Source organism: Bacillus sp. AFS077874 (genome assembly GCF_002566505.1).
Taxonomy (GTDB): Bacteria; Bacillota; Bacilli; order Bacillales; family Bacillaceae_G; genus Gottfriedia.
In genome coordinates this window covers 366,103-387,262 of the sequence record NZ_NUYF01000007.1, presented here as the reverse complement: position 1 = coordinate 387,262, position 21,160 = coordinate 366,103, and the positions used below count along the sequence as shown (strand labels likewise).

General features: G+C 34.6%; 17 protein-coding genes. 9 read left to right on the top strand and 8 right to left on the bottom strand.

Translation table 11 applies throughout. From position 1 onward, the window contains the following. The first annotated feature begins 129 nt into the window (after positions 1 to 129). The 5 genes from mreB (at position 130) to COJ46_RS07865 (ending at position 7,119) form a co-directional block, all read left to right on the top strand. Positions 130 to 1,131 (top strand): rod shape-determining protein, encoded by a 1,002-nt coding sequence (mreB, locus tag COJ46_RS07885; RefSeq protein ID WP_025569003.1) that lies wholly within the window; start codon positions 130 to 132, stop codon positions 1,129 to 1,131. Positions 1,132 to 1,674: 543 nt separating this feature from the next. After that, positions 1,675 to 3,006 carry a UDP-glucose dehydrogenase family protein gene (locus tag COJ46_RS07880; protein ID WP_097974928.1) on the top strand — a complete coding sequence of 444 codons (1,332 nt, stop codon included), beginning with the start codon at positions 1,675 to 1,677 and terminating at the stop codon, positions 3,004 to 3,006. A gap of 269 nt (positions 3,007 to 3,275) precedes the next feature. Continuing rightward, complete coding sequence (locus COJ46_RS07875) at positions 3,276 to 4,799, top strand: spore germination protein (protein WP_286133492.1); 1,524 nt, start codon at positions 3,276 to 3,278, stop codon at positions 4,797 to 4,799. A gap of 2 nt (positions 4,800 to 4,801) precedes the next feature. Beyond that, positions 4,802 to 5,983: a Ger(x)C family spore germination protein gene (locus COJ46_RS07870; protein WP_097974931.1), complete on the top strand. Its 1,182-nt coding sequence runs from the start codon at positions 4,802 to 4,804 to the stop codon at positions 5,981 to 5,983. Between the two features lie 17 nt (positions 5,984 to 6,000). Further along, entirely contained in the window at positions 6,001 to 7,119 is a 1,119-nt protein-coding gene (locus COJ46_RS07865) for a GerAB/ArcD/ProY family transporter (RefSeq protein ID WP_176522484.1), read from the top strand. A 26-nt stretch (positions 7,120 to 7,145) separates the two neighbouring features. Here the strand turns inward: COJ46_RS07865 and COJ46_RS07860 are convergent, their stop codons facing one another. The 4 genes from COJ46_RS07860 to COJ46_RS07845 all read right to left on the bottom strand — a co-directional run bounded on the left by COJ46_RS07860 (position 7,146) and on the right by COJ46_RS07845 (position 10,813). Continuing rightward, complete coding sequence (locus tag COJ46_RS07860) at positions 7,146 to 7,403, bottom strand: hypothetical protein (protein WP_097974935.1); 258 nt, start codon at positions 7,401 to 7,403, stop codon at positions 7,146 to 7,148. A gap of 251 nt (positions 7,404 to 7,654) precedes the next feature. Further along, positions 7,655 to 9,070 (bottom strand): amino acid permease, encoded by a 1,416-nt coding sequence (locus tag COJ46_RS07855; RefSeq protein ID WP_097974937.1) that lies wholly within the window; start codon positions 9,068 to 9,070, stop codon positions 7,655 to 7,657. Continuing rightward, positions 9,067 to 9,690 (bottom strand): YitT family protein, encoded by a 624-nt coding sequence (locus tag COJ46_RS07850; RefSeq protein WP_176522485.1) that lies wholly within the window; start codon positions 9,688 to 9,690, stop codon positions 9,067 to 9,069. The genes COJ46_RS07855 and COJ46_RS07850 overlap by 4 nt, the downstream gene beginning before the upstream one ends. Then, positions 9,671 to 10,813: an aminotransferase class V-fold PLP-dependent enzyme gene (locus tag COJ46_RS07845; RefSeq protein ID WP_097974940.1), complete on the bottom strand. Its 1,143-nt coding sequence runs from the start codon at positions 10,811 to 10,813 to the stop codon at positions 9,671 to 9,673. The genes COJ46_RS07850 and COJ46_RS07845 overlap by 20 nt, the downstream gene beginning before the upstream one ends. A gap of 70 nt (positions 10,814 to 10,883) precedes the next feature. On the opposite strand from COJ46_RS07845, the gene COJ46_RS07840 reads away from it, so the two are divergent. Beyond that, positions 10,884 to 11,519: a Crp/Fnr family transcriptional regulator gene (locus COJ46_RS07840; RefSeq protein ID WP_097974942.1), complete on the top strand. Its 636-nt coding sequence runs from the start codon at positions 10,884 to 10,886 to the stop codon at positions 11,517 to 11,519. A 404-nt stretch (positions 11,520 to 11,923) separates the two neighbouring features. Next, complete coding sequence (gene fabZ, locus COJ46_RS07835; RefSeq protein ID WP_056469377.1) at positions 11,924 to 12,346, top strand: 3-hydroxyacyl-ACP dehydratase FabZ; 423 nt, start codon at positions 11,924 to 11,926, stop codon at positions 12,344 to 12,346. Between the two features lie 212 nt (positions 12,347 to 12,558). On the opposite strand, the gene COJ46_RS07830 is transcribed toward fabZ, so the two are convergent. The 3 genes from COJ46_RS07830 to COJ46_RS07820 form a co-directional block, all read right to left on the bottom strand. After that, on the bottom strand, positions 12,559 to 13,095 hold the full coding sequence (locus COJ46_RS07830) for a GrpB family protein (protein WP_097974944.1): 537 nt from the start codon (positions 13,093 to 13,095) through the stop codon (positions 12,559 to 12,561). Between the two features lie 65 nt (positions 13,096 to 13,160). Next, positions 13,161 to 15,917 carry a DEAD/DEAH box helicase gene (locus COJ46_RS07825; protein WP_097974946.1) on the bottom strand — a complete coding sequence of 919 codons (2,757 nt, stop codon included), beginning with the start codon at positions 15,915 to 15,917 and terminating at the stop codon, positions 13,161 to 13,163. After that, positions 15,895 to 17,526 carry a hypothetical protein gene (locus COJ46_RS07820; protein ID WP_097974948.1) on the bottom strand — a complete coding sequence of 544 codons (1,632 nt, stop codon included), beginning with the start codon at positions 17,524 to 17,526 and terminating at the stop codon, positions 15,895 to 15,897. Before COJ46_RS07820 ends, COJ46_RS07825 begins: the two co-directional genes overlap by 23 nt. 553 nt (positions 17,527 to 18,079) lie before the next feature. Here COJ46_RS07820 and COJ46_RS07815 point away from each other — a divergent pair. Further along, positions 18,080 to 19,744, top strand: a complete 1,665-nt coding sequence (locus COJ46_RS07815; protein WP_098565818.1) for a M14 family metallopeptidase — start codon at positions 18,080 to 18,082, stop codon at positions 19,742 to 19,744. Between the two features lie 227 nt (positions 19,745 to 19,971). Next, positions 19,972 to 20,172 carry a cold-shock protein CspD gene (gene cspD, locus COJ46_RS07810; protein WP_025568675.1) on the top strand — a complete coding sequence of 67 codons (201 nt, stop codon included), beginning with the start codon at positions 19,972 to 19,974 and terminating at the stop codon, positions 20,170 to 20,172. A gap of 373 nt (positions 20,173 to 20,545) precedes the next feature. Here the strand turns inward: cspD and COJ46_RS07805 are convergent, their stop codons facing one another. After that, positions 20,546 to 21,031 (bottom strand): CarD family transcriptional regulator, encoded by a 486-nt coding sequence (locus COJ46_RS07805; protein ID WP_286133493.1) that lies wholly within the window; start codon positions 21,029 to 21,031, stop codon positions 20,546 to 20,548. Positions 21,032 to 21,160: the final 129 nt, after the last annotated feature.

Here is a 21,160-nt window from a genome sequence, read left to right as displayed (position 1 = left end):
AAATATTTAACCTCCTGTTCACAAATATTAATTACTAAAAGTAGTTCTTTATGGTAAAATTATATTTTGGTATGGAACGTATTCGGGGAACTGCTCATGAGTATAGTGAATAAGGAGGAGCCAAAAGGAATGTTTTCTAAGGATATCGGAATAGATCTTGGTACAGCCAATGTCTTAATACATGTTAAAGGTAAGGGAATCGTATTAAACGAACCTTCTGTAGTTGCAATAGAGCGTAGTAGCGGTAAGGTATTAGCAGTAGGGGAAGAAGCAAGCCGCATGGTAGGTCGTACACCTGGTAATATCGTAGCAATTCGTCCACTTAAAGATGGTGTAATTGCTGACTTTGATATTACTGAGGCAATGCTACGTCATTTTATAAATAAATTAGATGTAAAGGGATTCATGTCAAAGCCGCGTATTTTGATTTGTTGTCCAACAAACATCACATCTGTTGAACAAAAAGCAATTCGTGAAGCTGCTGAAAAGAGTGGCGGTAAACAAGTTTATCTTGAAGAAGAGCCAAAGGTTGCTGCAATCGGTGCTGGAATGGATATATTCCAACCAAGTGGTAACATGGTAATTGATATTGGCGGTGGGACAACCGATGTCGCAGTTTTATCGATGGGAGATATCGTCACCGCCTCTTCAATTAAAATGGCAGGGGACAAGTTTGATATGGAGATTCTAAACTATATCAAGCGTGAATACAAACTGCTAATTGGAGAGCGTACTGCAGAGCAAATTAAAATTGAAGTAGGTACTGTTTTCCCTGGCGCAAGAAATGAATCAATCGATATCCGTGGACGTGATATGGTAACTGGATTACCTCGTACAATTACTGTACAATCTGATGAAATTCAAAGAGCATTAAGTGAACCAGTTTACTTAATCGTACAAGCTGCAAAAACAGTATTAGAGCGTACACCACCTGAATTATCAGCTGATATTATTGATCGTGGAGTTATTCTTACTGGTGGCGGAGCATTACTTCATGGAATAGATATTTTACTTGCTGAAGAGTTAAAAGTACCTGTTTTTATCGCTGAAGATCCAATGCAATGTGTTGCAGTAGGTACTGGAATTATGTTAGAAAACATTGATAAGATTCCAAGTCGCTATTTAAAATAAAAATCTCAAGCTTTGTAGCTTGACTACACACTGAAATCTCAAGCATAGAGCTTGGGATTTTTTTGTTTGAAATTTATTAGGAGCAGTTATCTTTGTAAGAAAAGTGTTTAGGTTTTGTAAAGTTAAGATGAACTAGAAGGTAGTCAAAGTTGGAATAGAGAAAAGGAAAGTATCAAAGTTTAAAATCTCCATTTAAAGTTTAAATTAAGTAATTGTAAACCGTGGATTATCTAGGTAAGCAGTACATATGATTTAATACTTAAAACTCTAACATCTTAAAAATTATGTAAAACTCTCCTCTAGTTTAACTTGGGACTTGATCTAAAAAAATCGGAAAAAGGATGATGATTAAGTAGTTAAGTTAACTGGTGTAAATGATGATTGAACTTCAAGATAAGTAGAAATACTAAATTTGATCTCTTTAAAAAGCAGTAGACCTCTAGAAATCAAATCTGAATTTGCAATTAAAAGTAAAATTTTCACTTTAAGCAGTGTTAAAGTTTTTTATCTTTACTGATTAATTGTATAGGATGGGGATGAACCATGACGCATATAGTTGTTGCTGGTACGGGATATGTTGGTCTTACTACAGGAGTTTCATTTGCTTCAGTTGGTTACAATGTAACGTGTGTTGATATTGATGTTGAAAAAATTGGATTACTGCAAAAAGGAATTTGCCCTATTTTTGAACCGGGTTTGAAAGAATCATTAGTAGAAAATATTTTCCTTAATAAAATTGAGTTTACAACAAATTATAAAGAAGCTTATAGCCATGCAGAAATCATTTTCATTGCTGTCGGTACACCAGAACTTCCAGATGGTACAGCGAATTTGCACTATTTAAAAGGTGTTGCGAAAGAAATCGCAATTAATGCTAAAAAAAATCTAATAGTTGTTATTAAAAGCACTGTTCCGGTTGGAACGAATGAGGCAGTTAAGAGAATAATGCTGGAAAATGCCCCTCGACATGTAACGATTGATATCGTATCAAATCCTGAATTTTTAAGGGAAGGTTCTGCACTATACGATCTATTTAATGGTGATCGAATTGTCATTGGTTCCGAAAGTCAAAGTGCAACGGAATTGATAAAGGATTTATATAAACCATTTAATACAGCTATTTATACAACAGATGCAAGAAGTGCGGAAATGATTAAGTATGCATCTAATGCTTTTTTAGCTACTAAAATAAGTTTTATTAATGAAATTGCCACGATTTGTGAAAAATTAGATGCTAATGTTGATCATGTTGCTCATGGTATCGGGCTAGACCACCGAATCGGTTCAAAGTTTTTAAAAGCTGGAATTGGATATGGCGGATCTTGTTTCCCAAAGGATACGACTGCTTTAGTAAAAGAAGCTGAGCTAGTAGGTGTAGACTTAAAACTATTAAAATCTGTTATTATAATTAATAATCAACAAAAAATAAAACTTTTTGAATTAACAAAATCTCTTTTTGGAAATTTAAAAAATAAAGAAATTGCAATTCTAGGAGTTAGCTTTAAACCAAATACAAATGATATTCGACATGCACCTTCTATCGATTTAATTAATCAGTTCATCAGAGAAGGTACTAAAATAACAGTGTATGATCCATATGCCTTACCTGAATTAAGAAAAGTATTCGGAGATTCCATAAATTATTCAGTTAATGTGAAGGAAGCTATTCATGATAAAGAGGCTACATTAATTTTGACTGAATGGAGAGAAATCGTAGAAACCGATCTCCAATTATATGAGGAGCTAATGAAGCTACCGTTAGTAATTGATGGACGTAATTGTTTTGAATTAACTGAAATGCAAAAAATGAACATCCACTATTACTCAATCGGTCGAAAGCCGGTGAATCCAATCCCACAGCTTATTCGTAAATAATGATCTTAAATTTAAGACTCTTTTGGACTGAAATTTCTATGACTCTTTAATAGGAGTTGGACTTTTAAGTTACTTGGATAAGATACGGTACTTCTGAGATCGAGTAACCTAGTAGGAAAAAATTTTTAGAACAAAAGTGAAGCGGGGTGTCTCATTAGACAGCCTTTTTTTTATGTGCAAAATAATCCACTTAGAAAACAATACATTAAATGAAATATTTTGGAAAAAGTATAAGAATAATAAGCCATGATTATAGGGTGGTGGAAAAAGTGTTTAACTATAAAGAAACCAATAGTGCAGCTACAAGTAAAAAAATTCCATTTCAAAATAATATATCCCGTTCTTTAAGTAAGGACATTTTAGAGAATATAAAAAGAATAAAAGATGATTTTGGAGATAGCTCCGACCTTGTGATTCGTCATGAAACACTTGGGGAAGGCATGCAGTATTCTTTTGCTGTGATTCATATTGACGGAATTTCAAATGAGAAATTAGTGAATGATGGAATCATTAATAAAATCGTTAAAATTAATGCAGAAAAAGAAACAACGCTGTCATTAACAGATTTAGAGAATGGCTTAAAAAGCGTAATCGCCGTTTCAAGTTTAAAATCACAATCAAGCTATACAAATCTCCTATCGGCATTACTAATTGGAGATACCGTTGTTCTTTTAGACCATGATAGTAATTTCTTAGTTGCATGTACAAAAATGGTGCAATCTAGAAGTATATCAGAGCCTTCAACACAAACTGTAATCAGAGGACCAAAGGATAGCTTTACAGAAAGCTTACGTACAAATACTTCTCTAATTCGTAATAGAATTCAACACCCAGCGCTGCGAATCGAGTCAATGAAAATAGGTGAAGTAACGAGAACTGATGTAGAAATAATGTATATAAAAGGTGTTGTAGATGAAGAGTTATTAAGGGAAGTAAAACATCGTTTAGAGGCTATTAATGCAGATGAAATCTTAGAATCCAGCTATATTGAAAACTATATTCAAAACGATCAAAAGACTATTTTCCCTACAATGATTAACTCAGAGAGACCTGATGCTGTAGTAGGTAACTTACTGGAAGGACGTGTTTCAATTTTTATAGCTGGTACACCATTTGTCTTAATTTTACCAGCTACATTTACACAGTTTTTTCAATCTCCAGAGGATTATTATCAAAGCTCATATATTGGTACTTTTTTAAGGTTGCTACGTTATATGTCCTTTTGGACTGCTTTGTTTGCACCTGGAATTTTCATTGCAATTACATCATTTCATCAAGCAGTAGTTCCAACGGTTTTATTAGTAAGCTTAGCGGCTCAACGTGAAGGTGTGCCTTTGCCAGCGATTGTTGAAGCCCTTGGAATGGAACTAATTTTTGAAGTATTACGGGAAGCCGGAATTCGAATGCCAAGAGCGGTTGGGCAGGCGCTTTCAATTGTTGGAGCCTTAATCTTGGGGCAAGCAGCTGTACAAGCAGGATTTGTATCTGCGTCAATGGTAATCATCGTATCAATTACTGCGATTGCTAGCTTTACGATCCCTTATTATAATATGTCAACAGCCGCTAGGATTCTTCGGTTTATATTATTATTGGCAGCAGCTTATATTGGTTTATTTGGAATGTTGATTGGCGGTTTAATTATATTATTACATATGTGTAGCCTACGATCTTTTGGAGAGCCATATTTTGCACCATTTGGTCCATTCCGTATAAAAAGTCAAAAAGATACTATTTTAGTTGTACCTGGTCAAGGAAACCCAAAAACCGTTAAAGAACAAAGTACTGGAGAATAAGTATGAAGAGAAAATGTATGATCTTAATTCTAATTACAAGTTTACTTTTGGTGAGTTGTTCTAATTATAAAGAATTAAACAGTGTATCGATCGTGGTAGCTATGGGTGTCGATTATATACCTAAAGATAATCAATACAATATGGTTCTTCAAATCATTAATCCGAGTGCAATTGCCAGTGTTACTGGTTCAATAGGTACACCAGTTATTGCCCTAGAACAAAAAGGTAGAACGATTTCAGAAGCGGCGCGAAATATTACAAAAAGTGTTTCTCGTTCAAATATATACTCTCATGTAGCACTTGTTGTTATTGGTGAAAAATTAGCAAAGGAAAAAACGTTGAACTATATATTTGATGTGTTTGAGCGGGATTCCAAAATACGTGTTAATATTCCAGTTGTTATTGCAAGGAACGACAGTGTTTATCATGTAATGAATAACTTGCCAGCACTTGATAAATTACCGGCTAAGTCAATGGTAGGGAAAATTAAAAATACGTCTTCACTACTAGGAGAAAATCAAGAAATACAAATGCGTCAAGTAATATCGGCACTTTCAAGTAGTGGTAGAGAACCGGTCGTTAATGGTGCCATTTTAGAAAATGAAACCAAGACTTCTGAAACACTTGATAATTTTTCAAGTGTGAAATCATCCTATAACAAAATTGAAGGGCTAGGCGTTATTAAAAAAGGAAGGCTGGTAGGGTGGTTAGATGGCCCACCGGCAAAATCAGTACAAATAATTGATAATGCAATAAAAGAAACAAATGTACAAATAAAATGCAGCAAAACAGAATTTGATTCAATGGAGATTACACGTTTGAAAACCGACACGAAGATTAAAATGAAAAATAAGATACCAAGAATTAGCATAAATGTAAAAGCTATTGCCGTTATTGATGAAGTACTTTGTAATGACAATTTTGATCAAGCGAAAACACTAAAAAAATATGAATTATTAAGTGAGAAAGCGGTAAAGCAAACCCTAGAGGAAGGAATTAAAAAAGCACAAGGATATGGTGCAGATATTTTTGGGTTTGGCGATAAACTACATTTATCAGATCCAAAGGTTTTTAAAAAGTATGAGAAAAATTGGAATGACCAATTTCAAAAAGCTAAAGTGAAAATTGATGTTGATGTCCAAATAAATAATGTAGGTATGAGAAAAAAAGCTTATCCATTTTAGAAAAGAAGGGAATGCTAATGAATCGAAAATTATCAATTGGTGCCTACCAATTCTTTAGTATTATATTTTTATTTGAAATGGGGAGCGCTACATTAGTAGGGCTTGCATCTGGTGCAATGCAGGATGCTTGGATTAGTGTTTTAATAGCTTTGGTTACTGGATGCTTACTATTTTGTGTTTACATTAAATTATTTGATCTGTATCCCGAGTTACCATTTACGAGATATATTGAATCTATTTTAGGGAAGTTTGCAGGCAAATTACTAGCGATGGTTTATATTCTCTATTTTATTTATATTGGAGCACGAGTTCTTAGAGACTTTGAAGAATTATTAGTGATTACACTTTACAACGCGTCCTCTCTTTTTTCAATCGGTATTTTATTTATGTTTTTATGTATGTATGCTGTCTTTAAAGGCTTTGAAGTATTCGGTAGAGTATGTGAGTTTCTATTTTTCGTAATCATCTTTATAATCGTATCAATAATTGGTTTTGAAGTAATTGCAGGACTAATAAAATCTGATAATCTAAGACCTGTACTAGAGACGGGTTGGAAAACCGTAATAAAAGAAGCATACCCTTTGACTGTTACATTTCCATTTGGTGAAATGATTGTATTTACAATGATTTTACCTTATTTAAAGAAACCGGATTATGCATGGAAGGTCGGCATTCCTGGATTAATGTTTGCAGGTTTGCTTTTAACAGTAGTAACAATGCTTAATATTTGTATTTTAGGAGCAAATACGGTGGTCAGAGCTACTTATCCGATCTTAACTGCAATTAGTTACATCAATATTGCTGATTTTATTCAAAGACTCGATTCAGTCGTCGTCATTGTTATTGTTGTAGGGGGATTTATTAAGATAACGGTTTTTTTCTTTTGTGCAATCATTGGAGCGGCAGATTTATTTAAAGTGAAACAATCAGATACACTTACATATCCAATTGCAGTAATCATAGTAATTTGTTCCGTTTGGATGGCACCTGATTATTTAGAGCACTATAAAGAAGGGTTTGACATTGTACCTTACTATTTACATATACCCTTACAAATCGTTATTCCTACTGTTCTGTTGGTCATAGCAGTCATCCAAAAAAAAGCAAAAACAAAAACGAAAGAGAATGCAGAATAGAAGCCTTAACTGCATTCTCTTTCGTATTAATTAGAACTATTTTGATTTTGTTCTTGATTTCGTTTCTTTTTTAGTTTCTTCATATACGATAGGACGATTTTGGCAACGCCGAATGGTACGGTAAAAAAGAAAATTAATACATAATCTTCACCAACTAGTTCAGTTTTGCTAAGCTTTATATTCGTTAGTAAGTGAGGAAACTGATCCCCATTATATAAGTCAATCCCTTCCAATAAGCACATCTCTAGAATAAATAAACAAAGAAAAACCCAAAATACTTTCAATGCCCGCACCCCATTTATAATGACTAATTACTATTATTTTGGTATATGATGGCAGTGATTATACGAAAAGTTAGGAAAACTTCAAGAAAAGTCTAAGAGCTTTTATCTGGAAATTTAGAATAAATAAAAGGGTAGTTAATTGATCCAAAAGAATAAAAAGAGACAGATATAAAAGGCATTTACCTCTTTTATACCTGTCTTTTTGTTTGTATTTTTAAACTAACAATCTTTAAAAAATTCGAGCTAAATAATTAAAGTGCTGATTTATTATTTGAATTATGTTTGTATAAAATGGATTTGCGTCTTTTTTGGATCCAATAGCCAATTGATACTAATATGACCCATGGAACACCAATTTTCCAAGCGGAGTTCCAATCCGGTGAAAATGCCATTGTAACTAAGATACCACTTAGTAGTAGTATTCCGATCCATTGAAGAAATGGAAAGAGCGGTGCTTTAACTGGTAAAGGCTCGTTATAATGAAGGTGAACGGTTTTTCTAAAACGAAGATGACTAATTAAAATCATAAGCCATACTAAAATTCCACCAAAGATTGAGATACCAAATAGTTTGTTAAATGTATCTGGGTAGTACATAGACAATACAGTTGCGATTAATACACCTGCACTTGAAATGAAAATTGCCGTTACTGGCGTACCATTTTTAGATAATTTACCGAATGATTTTGGAGCATAATCTCCACGAGATAAGGAGAACAACATACGTGATGTTAAGTATAAATTAGTATTCATACTGGATAGTGCAGCGGTTAAGATAACAAAATTCATAATGCCAGCCGCATATCTCACACCAGAACTCTCAAAGACTTTTACAAACGGTGATCCAGAAACCTCATGGGCACCTGCTTGCATCCAAGGAATAACAGCAACGATGATTCCTAATGATAGAATATAGAATAAAAACAAACGTAGAACCATGCTCTTCATTGCTTTAGGAATAGCTTTTTTTGGATCTTTAGATTCCCCTGCTGTTACAGCGACTATCTCTACACCATAAAAACTAAAGATTGCCATAAGTACTGCCATCCAAACGCCTTTAAATCCATTAGGTAGGAATCCGTGCTGATCGGTATAATGGTGAAATCCTACAGAGTGTGAATGTCCAATTCCAAATAGGAGCGAAACACCAAAAACTATGAACAGTACAATAGCAACGACTTTAATCATTGCAAACCAATACTCGATTTGACCAAAGTTGGAAACAGACCTGCTGTTCACAAGCACTAAAGCAATACCAAATCCAAGTGTCCATAACCAAACAGGAATACTTGGGAACCAATACTGCATGTACAGTCCAACTGCAACAGCTTCTCCACCAATTGCGATTACTTGTGCTGCCCAATATGTGTAACGAATTAGGAAACCTGCCCAAGGATTTAAATACATCTCTGCATAAGTACCGAATGAACCGGCTGTCGGGTGCACAACTGCCATTTCAGATAAACTAAACATCATTATGACTGCTATGAATGCTGCAATAATATAACTTAGAATAACCCCAGGTCCAGCGTATCCGATTGCAATGCCACTTCCCATGAATAAACCGGTACCAATTGCTCCACCGATCCCTATCATGGTCAGCTGTCTACTTGTAAGCGAACGACTTAGTCCTCCTTCTCGATCAATTACAGTTTTGTTTTCATTCATATTGTTTCGCCACCTTTCTTGAATTGTTTTCTATAAGATAACGTCCAATCAACACTTTTTCCGGCAATCAGCATACTAAAAAACGTGAGGAAAGTTCGCTGTAATCCTTCTCCGAATAAGGAACACAAAAGGACAATTCCATTTATAACCATCATCGTTTTTCCAATAGAAAAATTCGGAAATTTTCTATTGATTACTACACTTGCTATATCCAGTCCTCCAGTTGTACCACCTGCTAAAATCACGATCCCAATCCCGATTCCTGACAAAATCCCACTGAGTATACATCCTATTAACGGAAGATGCGGGCCTGGTAGTGAGGAGAAGAGAGTTAAGAAGAAAGATAAACTACACATTCCGAGTAAACTAAGCAATGCAAATGGTACTCCAACTGCTCGGTATCCAATTAAAAATAGTGGTATGTTTAATAAAAAGTAAAGAATCCCTAGTGGAATAGGTATGAATTTAACAAGCAACATACAGATACCACCAAGTCCAGGAGCCACAATTCCATTTGGCACCTGGAAAAAGTAATAGGTCAGTGCGATCAAAATTGTTCCGACAATTACCAGAATTGATTTTTTGAAATATAGTTTTTTGTCAGCTTTTCCTAATTGCATAAGCAATTTCCTCAATCGCGCGTACAACTTCATCTTCTGTATTGTAGAAATGAGGAGCTACACGTAAAACGTCATTTCGGGCAGAGACAATTATTTTTTTTGTTTTTAAGTATTGCTCAACGACATTAGCTTGTTGCACTCGAATGGCAGTGTTACTACCTTTTATTGATAAATCTGTTGGGCTAACAACGGTCAACCCGAGTGAATGCGCTGTTTCAATTGCAACAGTAGATAGGTAAGATAGATAATCCTGAATAGATGGAACACCAATTTGATTTAATAAAGAAATTCCTGCTTCAGCTGCATAAGCGTTTATCATCATTGGAGTTCCAGTATCAAATCTCCTTGTCCCTTCCGCATAATCAAGAAGATGCTGATCAAAAGCAAATGGATTTACTCGACTAAACCAACCAGTCGTTGGGGGTTGGAGAGACTCTGCTAACTCTTTTCTTACATATAAAAAGCTAATTCCAGGTATACCAAGTAAAAACTTTTGTGCACCTGTTGCGAGTGCATCGACTCCCATTTCCTTTACATCGATAGGAACACTTCCAGCGGATTGGTAGGCATCGACAAATAGTAGTGATCCATTCGCTTTGGTAATGTTTGATAAAGCTTTGATATCCTGAATAAACCCATTATAATAAGACACATGTGGGACAGATGTAATAAGTGTGTTTGAATCCACAGCCTTTTCATATTGTTCGATTTGAATTTGATGAAGGTTTTCATTTAAAAATGTGACGTTTGCGCCACGTGGTATTTGTGATAGCCAAACGTGACCAATGCATGGGAAATCAATATCTGTTGTAACAACTTTATTTCGACTTCCAGTAAAATCTAACGACGCTGCAAATGATGAAGCGGCATCAGATACGCTAGATAATACCGCAATCTCATCAGGAGAAGCATTTATTAAAGTAGCAAAGGCGACTTTTGCTTCATATACTTTGTCCATCCAACCTTCCCAGTCCATACCTTTTTCGGTCCAGCTTGTAAGGTAAGATTGAATACTTTCCTTCACCGGTGATGAGATTGCACTTTGGGAACAACTTGATAAATGAATTGTTTCAGATAAGGTCGGAAAAAGAGAACGCTTCTCTAAAAATGGGCTACTAGTCATATTTAATTCATCCTTTCATTGTTTTGATAGCGTTTTCATTATTTGATACATAAGAAATTTGAGGTGACATATGAATCATCAATCCTTATGGTTTGAACAAGGCGAATGGACAGCAACACCTTTTCTTAAAGTAGGTAAAGAACTGTCATTCTCACGTGAAGTCGTATTATTCCAACAAGATGAAAATCATCCATTTGTTTATCTCGTCCTTGAAGGGCGAATTCGTATTTACTTGTTATCACCTAATGGAGCTGAGCGCCATTTATATATCGTAGGCTCTGGTAATATAATTGGAGAATCAAACGTATGGGCAGATGAAGCATATGGATATAACGCTTCGACCTCGTCAATCGCACGTGTCCTTCGAATTCCAAAAACAACGTTTCGCGATATTGTTATGAGTGAGCCAGAACTCATTCTTAAAACGCTAAGATCGCTAAGTAATAAACAATCAGCTCTACTTCTTCAAACGAGGTTAATGAGTTTTTCAGATGTAGGAGAGCGTGTCTTGACAATGTTGCGCCAATTAGCATCCTCATACGGTAAAGAAACATCAAAGGGTATAACAATTACGATTCCATTCACTCACCAAGAACTAGCTTATGTAGTTGGTTCATCACGTGTAAGCGTGTCTTATGTAATGAATGAATTGTGTGAAAAAGGATTCATTGAGAAACAAAATGGGCGATACACACTTTTGTCCTAAAGAGCAGCATCTCTTTCTTGTTCTAACTCAATGATAAAAAAATCGGTTCCTTTCGTCTGTCAAATACTTTACAAAATTTCTAACTTTTATAAATTTTCTGTAAATAAAACATATAAATAGTCGAACATAGTAGGTAGCTTGAAAGTGATCACAAATAACGGGGCTTAAAAGTAATAGATAACAATTGGGTTCTATGATTGGCTTAATTGACTAAGAAACTTACCGTTTTAGCTCTCATAGAGTAATTTGAGTAATATTGGTAAGCAAATGAGCGGTTTCATTATTGGTTTGCGTTAACTTACAAAATAAGATAGTATTATATTAATAGCGCATAGAAGCTGGTCTTAAGACTTGCTTCTTTTTTATTAACATATTGAATCTTTACAAATGGAGGACTACATAAAATGTTAGATATTAAAGCAATTAAAGAAATTCTTCCTCATCGTTACCCATTTTTATTAGTAGATCGTATTATTGAGCACGAAGAAGGTAAACGAGCGATTGGTATTAAAAATGTAACTGCTAACGAAGAGTTTTTTAACGGTCATTTCCCTGATTATCCTGTAATGCCAGGGGTACTAATTGTAGAAGCTCTAGCACAAGTTGGAGGAGTTGCGGCTTTAAGCCTTGAGCAAAATAAAGGAAAACTAGCATTATTTGCTGGTATCGATAATTGCCGTTTTAAAAGACAAGTAGTACCAGGTGATCAACTAAGACTAGAGGTTGAACTAGTGAAAATGCGTGGACCAATTGGTAAAGGTAAAGCAGTAGCAACAGTTGACGGACAAATAGCTTGTGAAGCTGAACTTACATTTGCACTTAAATAAATAGAATAAAAAAGAAGCCTATTTTTTGAAAATAGGCTTCTTTCATTAAGTAATAATAGTAAACTAGATGGTCTGAATGGTTTTAGTAGAAATAGAATTAACTGTAATTTAGAAAAAAGAACTGGGTTATTATTATTCCATGATACAACGTTTTCGACCAAGAAAATCTATACTGGAGAAATAAATAATGACCCAATAATTAATTCAATATTTTATTTAATCGTTTTTCTCCATTCAATTGCTTTTCGCTCTAAATCCTTCACAAAAGCATCTTTTCCGTCCATATATCCATAAATATCATTTGGAAATTTTTCAGCAAGCTGCGCTTTTAATTCTCCATATGCTTTCATCTCATCCTCATGTGCTCTTAAATAAGCAGGAACCGCAATATGACGCTCAATTTCTTTTTCATTATCAAACTGATACATATGCATTTGATGGGTACGATTCTCGCCACCTTTTCGGAAGTATCTTCTACCTGGAAGACCGAACTCACCAAGTCCCTCATAACCAATTTCAGCTAATTGATCATTATACTTGTCTATATTTTCTATGTTTTTAACAACAGGTAACATATCGATAATTGGTTTTGCCTTTAAATTTGGAACTGATGTACTACCTATGTGATGAATTTCAATAAGCTCATCTTTTAAGATTTCACGTATAAGGTTAGCTTCTTCTTGGAATAATTTTTTCCAGTTTCCATCATGGTTTTTGACAATTACGTTCCTTCCAGTATTTGTGCCCATAATAAAACCTCCGTTTAATAGAAAATGGGATTATCTCTATACAATAATCCCATTTTTCCGTCATATTAAACACCTAACAAATCAACAAGCTCATCCATAGACAATTCTGTAATCCACTGTTCGCTCGTTATGATTGTATCGTTAAGTGATTGTTTCCGTTGTAGCATTTCATCAATTTTTTCTTCTAGCGTTCCGATCGTTACAAATTTGTGGACTTGAACGAATTTTGTTTGGCCGATTCTGTATGCTCGGTCAGTCGCTTGGTTTTCAACTGCTGGATTCCACCAGCGGTCAAAGTGCATTACGTGATTTGCAGCTGTTAAGTTTAATCCTGTTCCACCAGCTTTAAGTGAAAGAATAAACACTTTTACATCGCCGTTTTGGAAGCGGGAAATCATATTATCCCGGGCAGTTTTAGGAACACTACCGTTTAAGAATAATACTTCTTCACCAAATTTTGCTTGGATTGCCTCTTTAAGCATATCACCCATTCTCACATACTGGGTAAAGATTAGACAGCTTTCTTTTTGTTCAAGGATTGGGTCTATTAATTCGAATAGTCGTTCAACTTTACTTGATCTCTCTTCGAATTCAACAAGCTGTGATTCCTTTAAGAATAAAGAAGGGTGATCACAGATTTGTTTTAACTTATTTAGCATCCATAAAATGCGGCCTCGGCGTTCGATACCAGTTAATGTATCGATTTGTTTTAGGCTGTCTTGGACAACTTGCTCGTATAATGCTGCTTGTTCAACTGATAACGGACAAAGCATCTTTTGTTCTTGTTTTGGTGGAAGATTTAAAGCAACATCTTCGTCTTGTTTTGTCCGTCTTAGTAAGAAAGGTGAAATTAAACGATGAACAGCATTTATCTTTTCTTCATCTCGGTCCTTCTCAATAGGGTTTACATAATTGCTAGCGAAACGGTTTAGTGAACCTAGATAGCCTCTATTTATAAAATCAAATATTGTCCAAAGCTCCGTTAAACGGTTTTCCATTGGAGTACCAGTAAGAGCAATCCGGTGCTCAGCTTTTAACCCGCGAACTGCGCGAGACTGCTTTGTCGTTGGATTTTTTATGTTTTGAGCTTCATCGAGAATGATACTTTTCCAAACATATTGCTTTAGGTCTTCATAATCTAAAACGCTTAAAGCATAGGAGGTGATGACAATATCGACATCTCTCATTATTGAAAATAAGTCTTCACCTTTTAAACGGTTACCACCATAGTGAACATGAACAGTTAAATCAGGGTAAAATAATTCAATTTCTCGTTTCCAATTGTTGATAACAGAAGTAGGGCAAACAATCAATGATGCTCCTTGTTTTTCTTCGTTTTCTTTACGATAAGCTAAATAAGAGATCGATTGAATTGTTTTACCCAGCCCCATATCGTCAGCAAGCAGTGCGCCAAATCCCATATTTTTCAAATGAACTAACCATTCGAATCCTTTTTGCTGATATGCTCGTAATGTTGCTTGTAGACCATGAGGAACATTAAGCTCGGGAACTTCTGAAATGGAGGTTAATCGCTTAGTTAATTCTCGGAATACATCATCTACTTCAATTTCAACTTCGGCAAAAGGTGAGTGATCGTCCTCAGGTTTTTCAGTCCCTTGTAGTAGCTCATGTTGAAGAACTTCGTGAAATCTAAGTCCTTGCTTTTCAGCCTTTGCCATCATTTTCTTCATACGTGCAATAAAAGCAGGGTCAAGTGCAATCCATTGACCGTTAAATTGAATTAAACGTCTTTGATTTTCAACAAATTGTTGGAATTGTTGTTCTGAAAGCTCCATTCCATTTGTAGAAATTCGCCAGTTAAAGTCAACTAATGTTTCCATATTGAAAAATGAGTTTCCAGCAGGTTTACCTTTTACACTTGCTTTTAAAGTCATCTTATTTTGTTTTAAAGCTTGCCACCAGCTTGGTAAAAGAACCTGAATATTTGCGGAAAGTACTTTTTCACTATCCTCTGTTAAAAATGTCCAAGCTTCTTGTTCGCTTAAAACTTCTTTTGGCTTATGATCATCGATTAAGTTTGGTGCTAATAATCCTACTCCTTGGAATGTTCGATCTAAATACTCAGCATAAGAAGAATGCTTTTTATGTAATGATTCATGTCCGTTATATTCATAAGGTTTTATGGTTTTTCGCTCATCAATTAAATACGTACGTAAATTCCAGTCATCATGCTCACTCATTGGTTCTTCAAGTACTAATCTAATTGAAAATGGAACATCATCGTCTCTTAGCCCGATTTTTACATGCCAATCGTCTTCATCAATACTATGTGTGAGTTGCTGTTTTATATAACTTGGATTGTGATACAAGCCCCTAGCAATATCCCAGCGTTTAGACTGTAAAGTTTCTATTTCAAACTGTTGTTTAATTGCAGAAGAAACCAATTCTTGTAAAGTTGGTTCTAATTGTTCAAATCCATCAATTTTCCATAGCTCATCGCCAGTCTGATAATGAGCAAAGCTTGGAGAAACGTGGCCCTCGTTAAAATCATCGTATAAACGTGAGATTACCGAATGAAACTCATTTGCTTCATCTAAATAAGTAATCTCTACTAATGAGTTTTCTTGATGTTCTCTAAAAAAAGTAAGTGCTTCGATTGGAGTTAAAAGAATTCCTTCAATCTGTCCGACTCGGGTCGGCTGCAATAATGTCCCATAATATGAAGGTTCATGCCATTGAAACACTAGATGCTTCCATGCGGTTACCGGTAAAATGACACCGTGACTTTGCATTCCATAAAGGAGTAAGCCTTTTCGCTCAACCCATTTTACGGCAATACTAAGATTTGCTAGTCGCTTCATTGACTAATTTTCCTTTCTTTAATTCCTCTTGAAGTGCACGTAAACGAATAAATTGAGATTCAACATACTGAATATAGTCATCCCACTCATTCATGCGCTTTAATTTTTTATAATTTGTTCTTAGTTTTTTCAAATATCGAACTGCTATTTTATAGTTTGCTCGGCCTTTTAATTCAATGTAATAAAGAACCAAGTGATGGTATATAGGTAATACAGATTGAGGTGAGTACTTATGTACTTCCTGAAGGTCATGTTTATCAATGTAATCAGGATTGTAAGAATATAAGTGCATTTGTAGCTCAGCCCATCGCTTGTATTCTCGATTATGCATTAAATAATCAGTGTACTGCATCACACTATATGGAAGTAATGCTTGATAAACTACTTCTAGCCCGGCCGTTTCATTTGTGTAAAAACTATTGTACTCATAATTAGTAAGGAAATGTTTCGCAAAAGTAGTTTTTGCATATTCATCATCGCCATTTTTTAAAAAGTGTAAAAGCATCTCGTAATACAATGGCAAAAATAATGTTAGCCGATCTGTTTCATTGTTTTTTCGAAGACTTTCTATCCAGTAGGTAAAGCAATAAAGAGTACGTTCATTACTGCTGTATTGTTTTATAATGGACAGCATTGTTTCATCTTCTTTTAATAAATAATATAGATGAGCTTTTCCTAAGTCTGCATAATAATTGTCCTCAACCTTTGATAAAGTTTCTAAATCCTTATATAAAATCTTTGGACTATTTAATAGCTCTTTATATACATGACGAAAAGAGTTATATCGTGGAACTATACAAAGATTTCTTTCTAATAACAGAGCCTGTAACTGCTCACGAAGAACTTCTTCATACTGAGTAGACACGGAACCCCCAGTTAAATTATGTAATTGTCTACTTACTGCCTCAATTTGATTTTCTAGCATTGTCATTTCGCGCGGTAAATGTGCATTGTCGTAAACTGTGCTTTGAATTTCGATTTGTCCGACCATTTTATTCATTGTAAAAATTGACGCGAGTAATTGATATAGTAGCTTTTCCTTTTCTTGACGTGGTTGTTGATTCAATAATCCATGATAAAACCGTTCATATAATGGATATACAAAATAAACATCTTGGTAAAATGACGTTCTTTGCTGTTCTATATACTCCTTATACTTTTTCTCAAATAGCTCCACTGTCTCTTTCGGTCGATCCTGCTCAAACATACTCATTTGATCTAACAATTGGCGACCAGTCATGATATTCGGGATACTTTTTAAGGAAGACTGCTTAAACTTCCTCAAAATATCTCCGACTAAAGAAAATGAAGCGGCAGCATAGCAAAGAAGTGCAATTTGATGTTGGCATGGAGGAGCTTCGTAGCAATCACATCCATTTTGATCATGGTTTTCAATATGTAGAATTGGTAAATGAATTTGGTCCCCTTCTTCGACAACACCAACTAGGCGACCTTCGCGAACCGAAACATTATATACTTGACCTAGTCGATACAACTGCAGGCCAGTTTCAACAAGCTCTGCGTCCCTCGTATTTTGAGGAGAAAGCTTTGAAAAAAGTGAATATGAAAGTTCATAAATAATATCTTTACTTAAATCACGCTGAAGCATTCGATGCCTCCTTACTCGAAACATTCTTATTGGTAATTATACCCTAAACAAATACGATACACATAGCCGAAAAGGGAAAAATTGAAAGTTGATATAGATTGTTACTATTAAGTTGTAATTAAGATTTTGGAATCATAACAAAAAGAGTGGGAAGCAATTAAAATTCTGGAACGCAAAATGAAAAGTCGGGATCACAATTAAAACCCGGAAATCACCAATAAAAAGTGAGAATCCGCAATTAAAATCCTGGAATGGCAAATAAAAACTATCAAATCAAATATATTCAAAAAATAAATTGCACTTATATGTAAAATCCTCAGTTTCAACTAAAATCGATAAAAACATACCTATATTTAAAGTAAAAAACGTAACAGGAATGGGTAAGTGTGTAATACAATTTTAATATGCAATGAAAATGCTAATATAATAATATATTAATATATTAGACAATTAAAATAAGCTCCCTAAATGGGGAGCTTTTCGTCTGTTACGAGTAAAAAACAATTACTTACATATACACAATTGTTTTTGATTAACTAGAGAGGTGAAGGGATTGAAGAAAGGTTATATTAGTTTAATTGTTTTAGTACTTATGTTTAGTATGTTTAAAGATGTATTTGCGGAAACAAAAGCTGCAGACAAATGGGTTGTAACTCTAAAACCTACAGAGTTGACCATTCAGAGTACTGGAGCTGGAGGAACAACCGGTGGCACAACAACTGAAGAAACAACCAGTGATGTAACTAACACAACAACTACAATAACAATACCAGCGAACGTTAAGTTAAAAGTAGATAAAGAGGAAAATGACCTTTACTATGTTACTTATAATGGGAATGCTGGGACTATTTTGAAAAGTGCAGTCCGAGATGCTACTCCATGGGAAATCTACCCTACGGCGAAAGTCTTTAAAGTAACAAACGATACACCTCTATTATTAAGTGAAAATGGTAAATTAGTGAATAGGGGAACAGTAAAAGCAAATACGGTTTTTAGTAAAATAGGTGTGAAGGATCAGTATTTAATGATCCAATATTCTAATCAAACTGCTTATATTGATAAAAATAAAACAATTCCTTTACCAAATGGGACATTGCCTGTAATCAATATTGTGACTCAGCCTGTCAAAATTACAGTAGGTGTTGCAGTGCGAAATACTAAAATTGTCTCCCCGCGTGATCCGAAACCAACAATGGTTAACATACCTGCTAAGCAAAAAATAGTAATTGATTCAGCTTATTCCTCTTATTATGTCGTTAAAGTTGGGGGACTTAAGGGGCTTATCCCTAAAGCGGATATTTCGTTAAAAACATATAACTACGTTGACCCAAATGGTGATTACTCATATGAAGAATTGACAGCGGATTTACAGGAGTTGAATGCTTGGTATCCTGGATTTACTAAAGTTGAAACGATTGGTAAATCGGTAGATGGTAGAAATTTATATGCGATTAAGCTAGGGACTGGAAAAGCTGAAATTAGTATAAATGGTTCGCATCATGCTCGTGAGCATATGACAACAAATGTCATAATGGAAATGCTTGATCAGTACGCTAGTGCGTATGAAAAAAATACAAAGATTTCTGGTTTTGATGTAAGAAAAACATTATCACAAACGTCTATTTATTTTGTACCAATGGTTAATCCTGATGGTGTAATGCTTGTACAAAAAGGTGCGAGCAGTGCAAAGAATCCAAATCAGGTCATTAAATTAAATAATGGTAGCAAGAATTTTAAAGCTTGGAAGGCAAATGTACGTGGCGTAGATTTAAATCGTCAATACCCAGCTGGGTGGAATACGATTTCTGGTAATAAGTCAAAGCCTGGACCTGATAACTATAAAGGTACGAAGGCTCTAAGTGAACCAGAAGCTAAAGCTTTATATGATTTCACTAATAAACATTCATTCAAAAATACAGTTGCATACCACTCATCAGGAAATATTATTTTCTGGCATTATAATCAATCAGGGACTCAAATGGCTAGAGATAAGGCAATTGCTACAAAATTATCAAAACAAACAGGTTATAGTTTGGTCGCTCCCGCAAAAGGTGGAGGCGGTGGATATAAAGACTGGTATGTCGCTGCAAAAAAACGACCTGGATTTACTATTGAAATTTCTCCTTATGTAGGAAACAAACCAGTTCCAAATAGTTACTTTAGTAGTATTATGAAGAAGAACTTACCAGTTGGTTTAATACTTGCTAACGAAAAATAAATAATAAGGGCATTTTTTATATTAAAATTATTAAATTTAATTATTCTTCGTGCACAATTTGTTTTTCGTTTCATTTTATGTTACTATAGGTACATACTTAATAAGAAATTGGTTAATTCAATTCATGTGTTAAAAGGGACGAATTTTCATCCTGTTCTAATGTGTGTATTTTTTCTTAACAATACTCATTAAGTGTAAAAAAACAGGTATATATGGAGGTTCGTACAATGAACACAGGTACAGTTAAATGGTTTAACGCAGAAAAAGGTTTCGGATTCATCGCTGTTGAAGGTGGAGACGATGTATTCGTACATTTCTCAGCTATCCAAGGCGACGGTTTCAAATCTCTTGAAGAAGGCCAAAAAGTAAGCTTTGAGATCACTCAAGGTAACCGTGGCGCTCAAGCTGAAAACGTAGTTAAATTATAATTTCACTTTTGAGTGAATAAAAGGCTGCTAGCATTTTTGTTAGCAGTCTTTTTTTATTTTTGTGGAGAAGTGTTAATGGCGTCGCCTGCAAATAAAATGTCCACAATCTTATATAAACTATTTAAAAAAGTAAATCTGAAAAAAATATTAAAACTTCTAATATCTTCCATTATAATTGTATTAAATTAACTAATGGAATTAAAACTGGTAAATATAAAAAAATCTTTCCGAGAAAACACATAAGGTGGAATCGAAACTATATTCATACTTTATTTTGATCAGTTGGTCCTCCTGGGTATTCATGAAAGTAACTAATAAGTTCGAAAATCAACAAAAAAAGAGCTTAAAGTAAGCTCCTTTTCCTAAAAAATCTTTATTTTAATGCAGAATCAATTAATTCGGTTGCTTCAAGCTGTGATATGCCTTTAATTAAGCTAAGCTCGCCAACAAACATGCGTTTAGCCATGTCTAGCATTTCTCTTTCACTAGGGTTTAAAGGTTTTTCCCTGCCTTGAAGCGTTAGATCACGCACAACTTGAGCACCAGCGAGTAATTCGCCAGACTTTAGTTTCTTCATGTTTAAATCATATTTTTGTTTCCAAGATAAGGAATCGTCGGGAAGACCATTTGAAAAGTCATCTAATACATTACTTAAATGTTCTTTGTCTTCGACTAAACGAATTTTCGTATTTGACACCTTCCCTTGAGGGACCATCAATTTTAAATTGCTGGATGGTATGTTGATTATGTAGTACTGTTGTGTTACACCTTGTATAACTTTCTCTTCGATGGAATCAATTACTGCAGCTCCCTGCATTGGGTAAATAATTTGATCGCCAATTTTGAACAATGTACCCACCTCCGAAAATTCTTATAACTTAAGTATAACATTAATAAATGAAATATCAAAATTTATATGATAACATTTGTAAAATAAAACTGTCAATAATTTTATGTATATTTTTTTACTTTTTTGGGGAAAAGATGA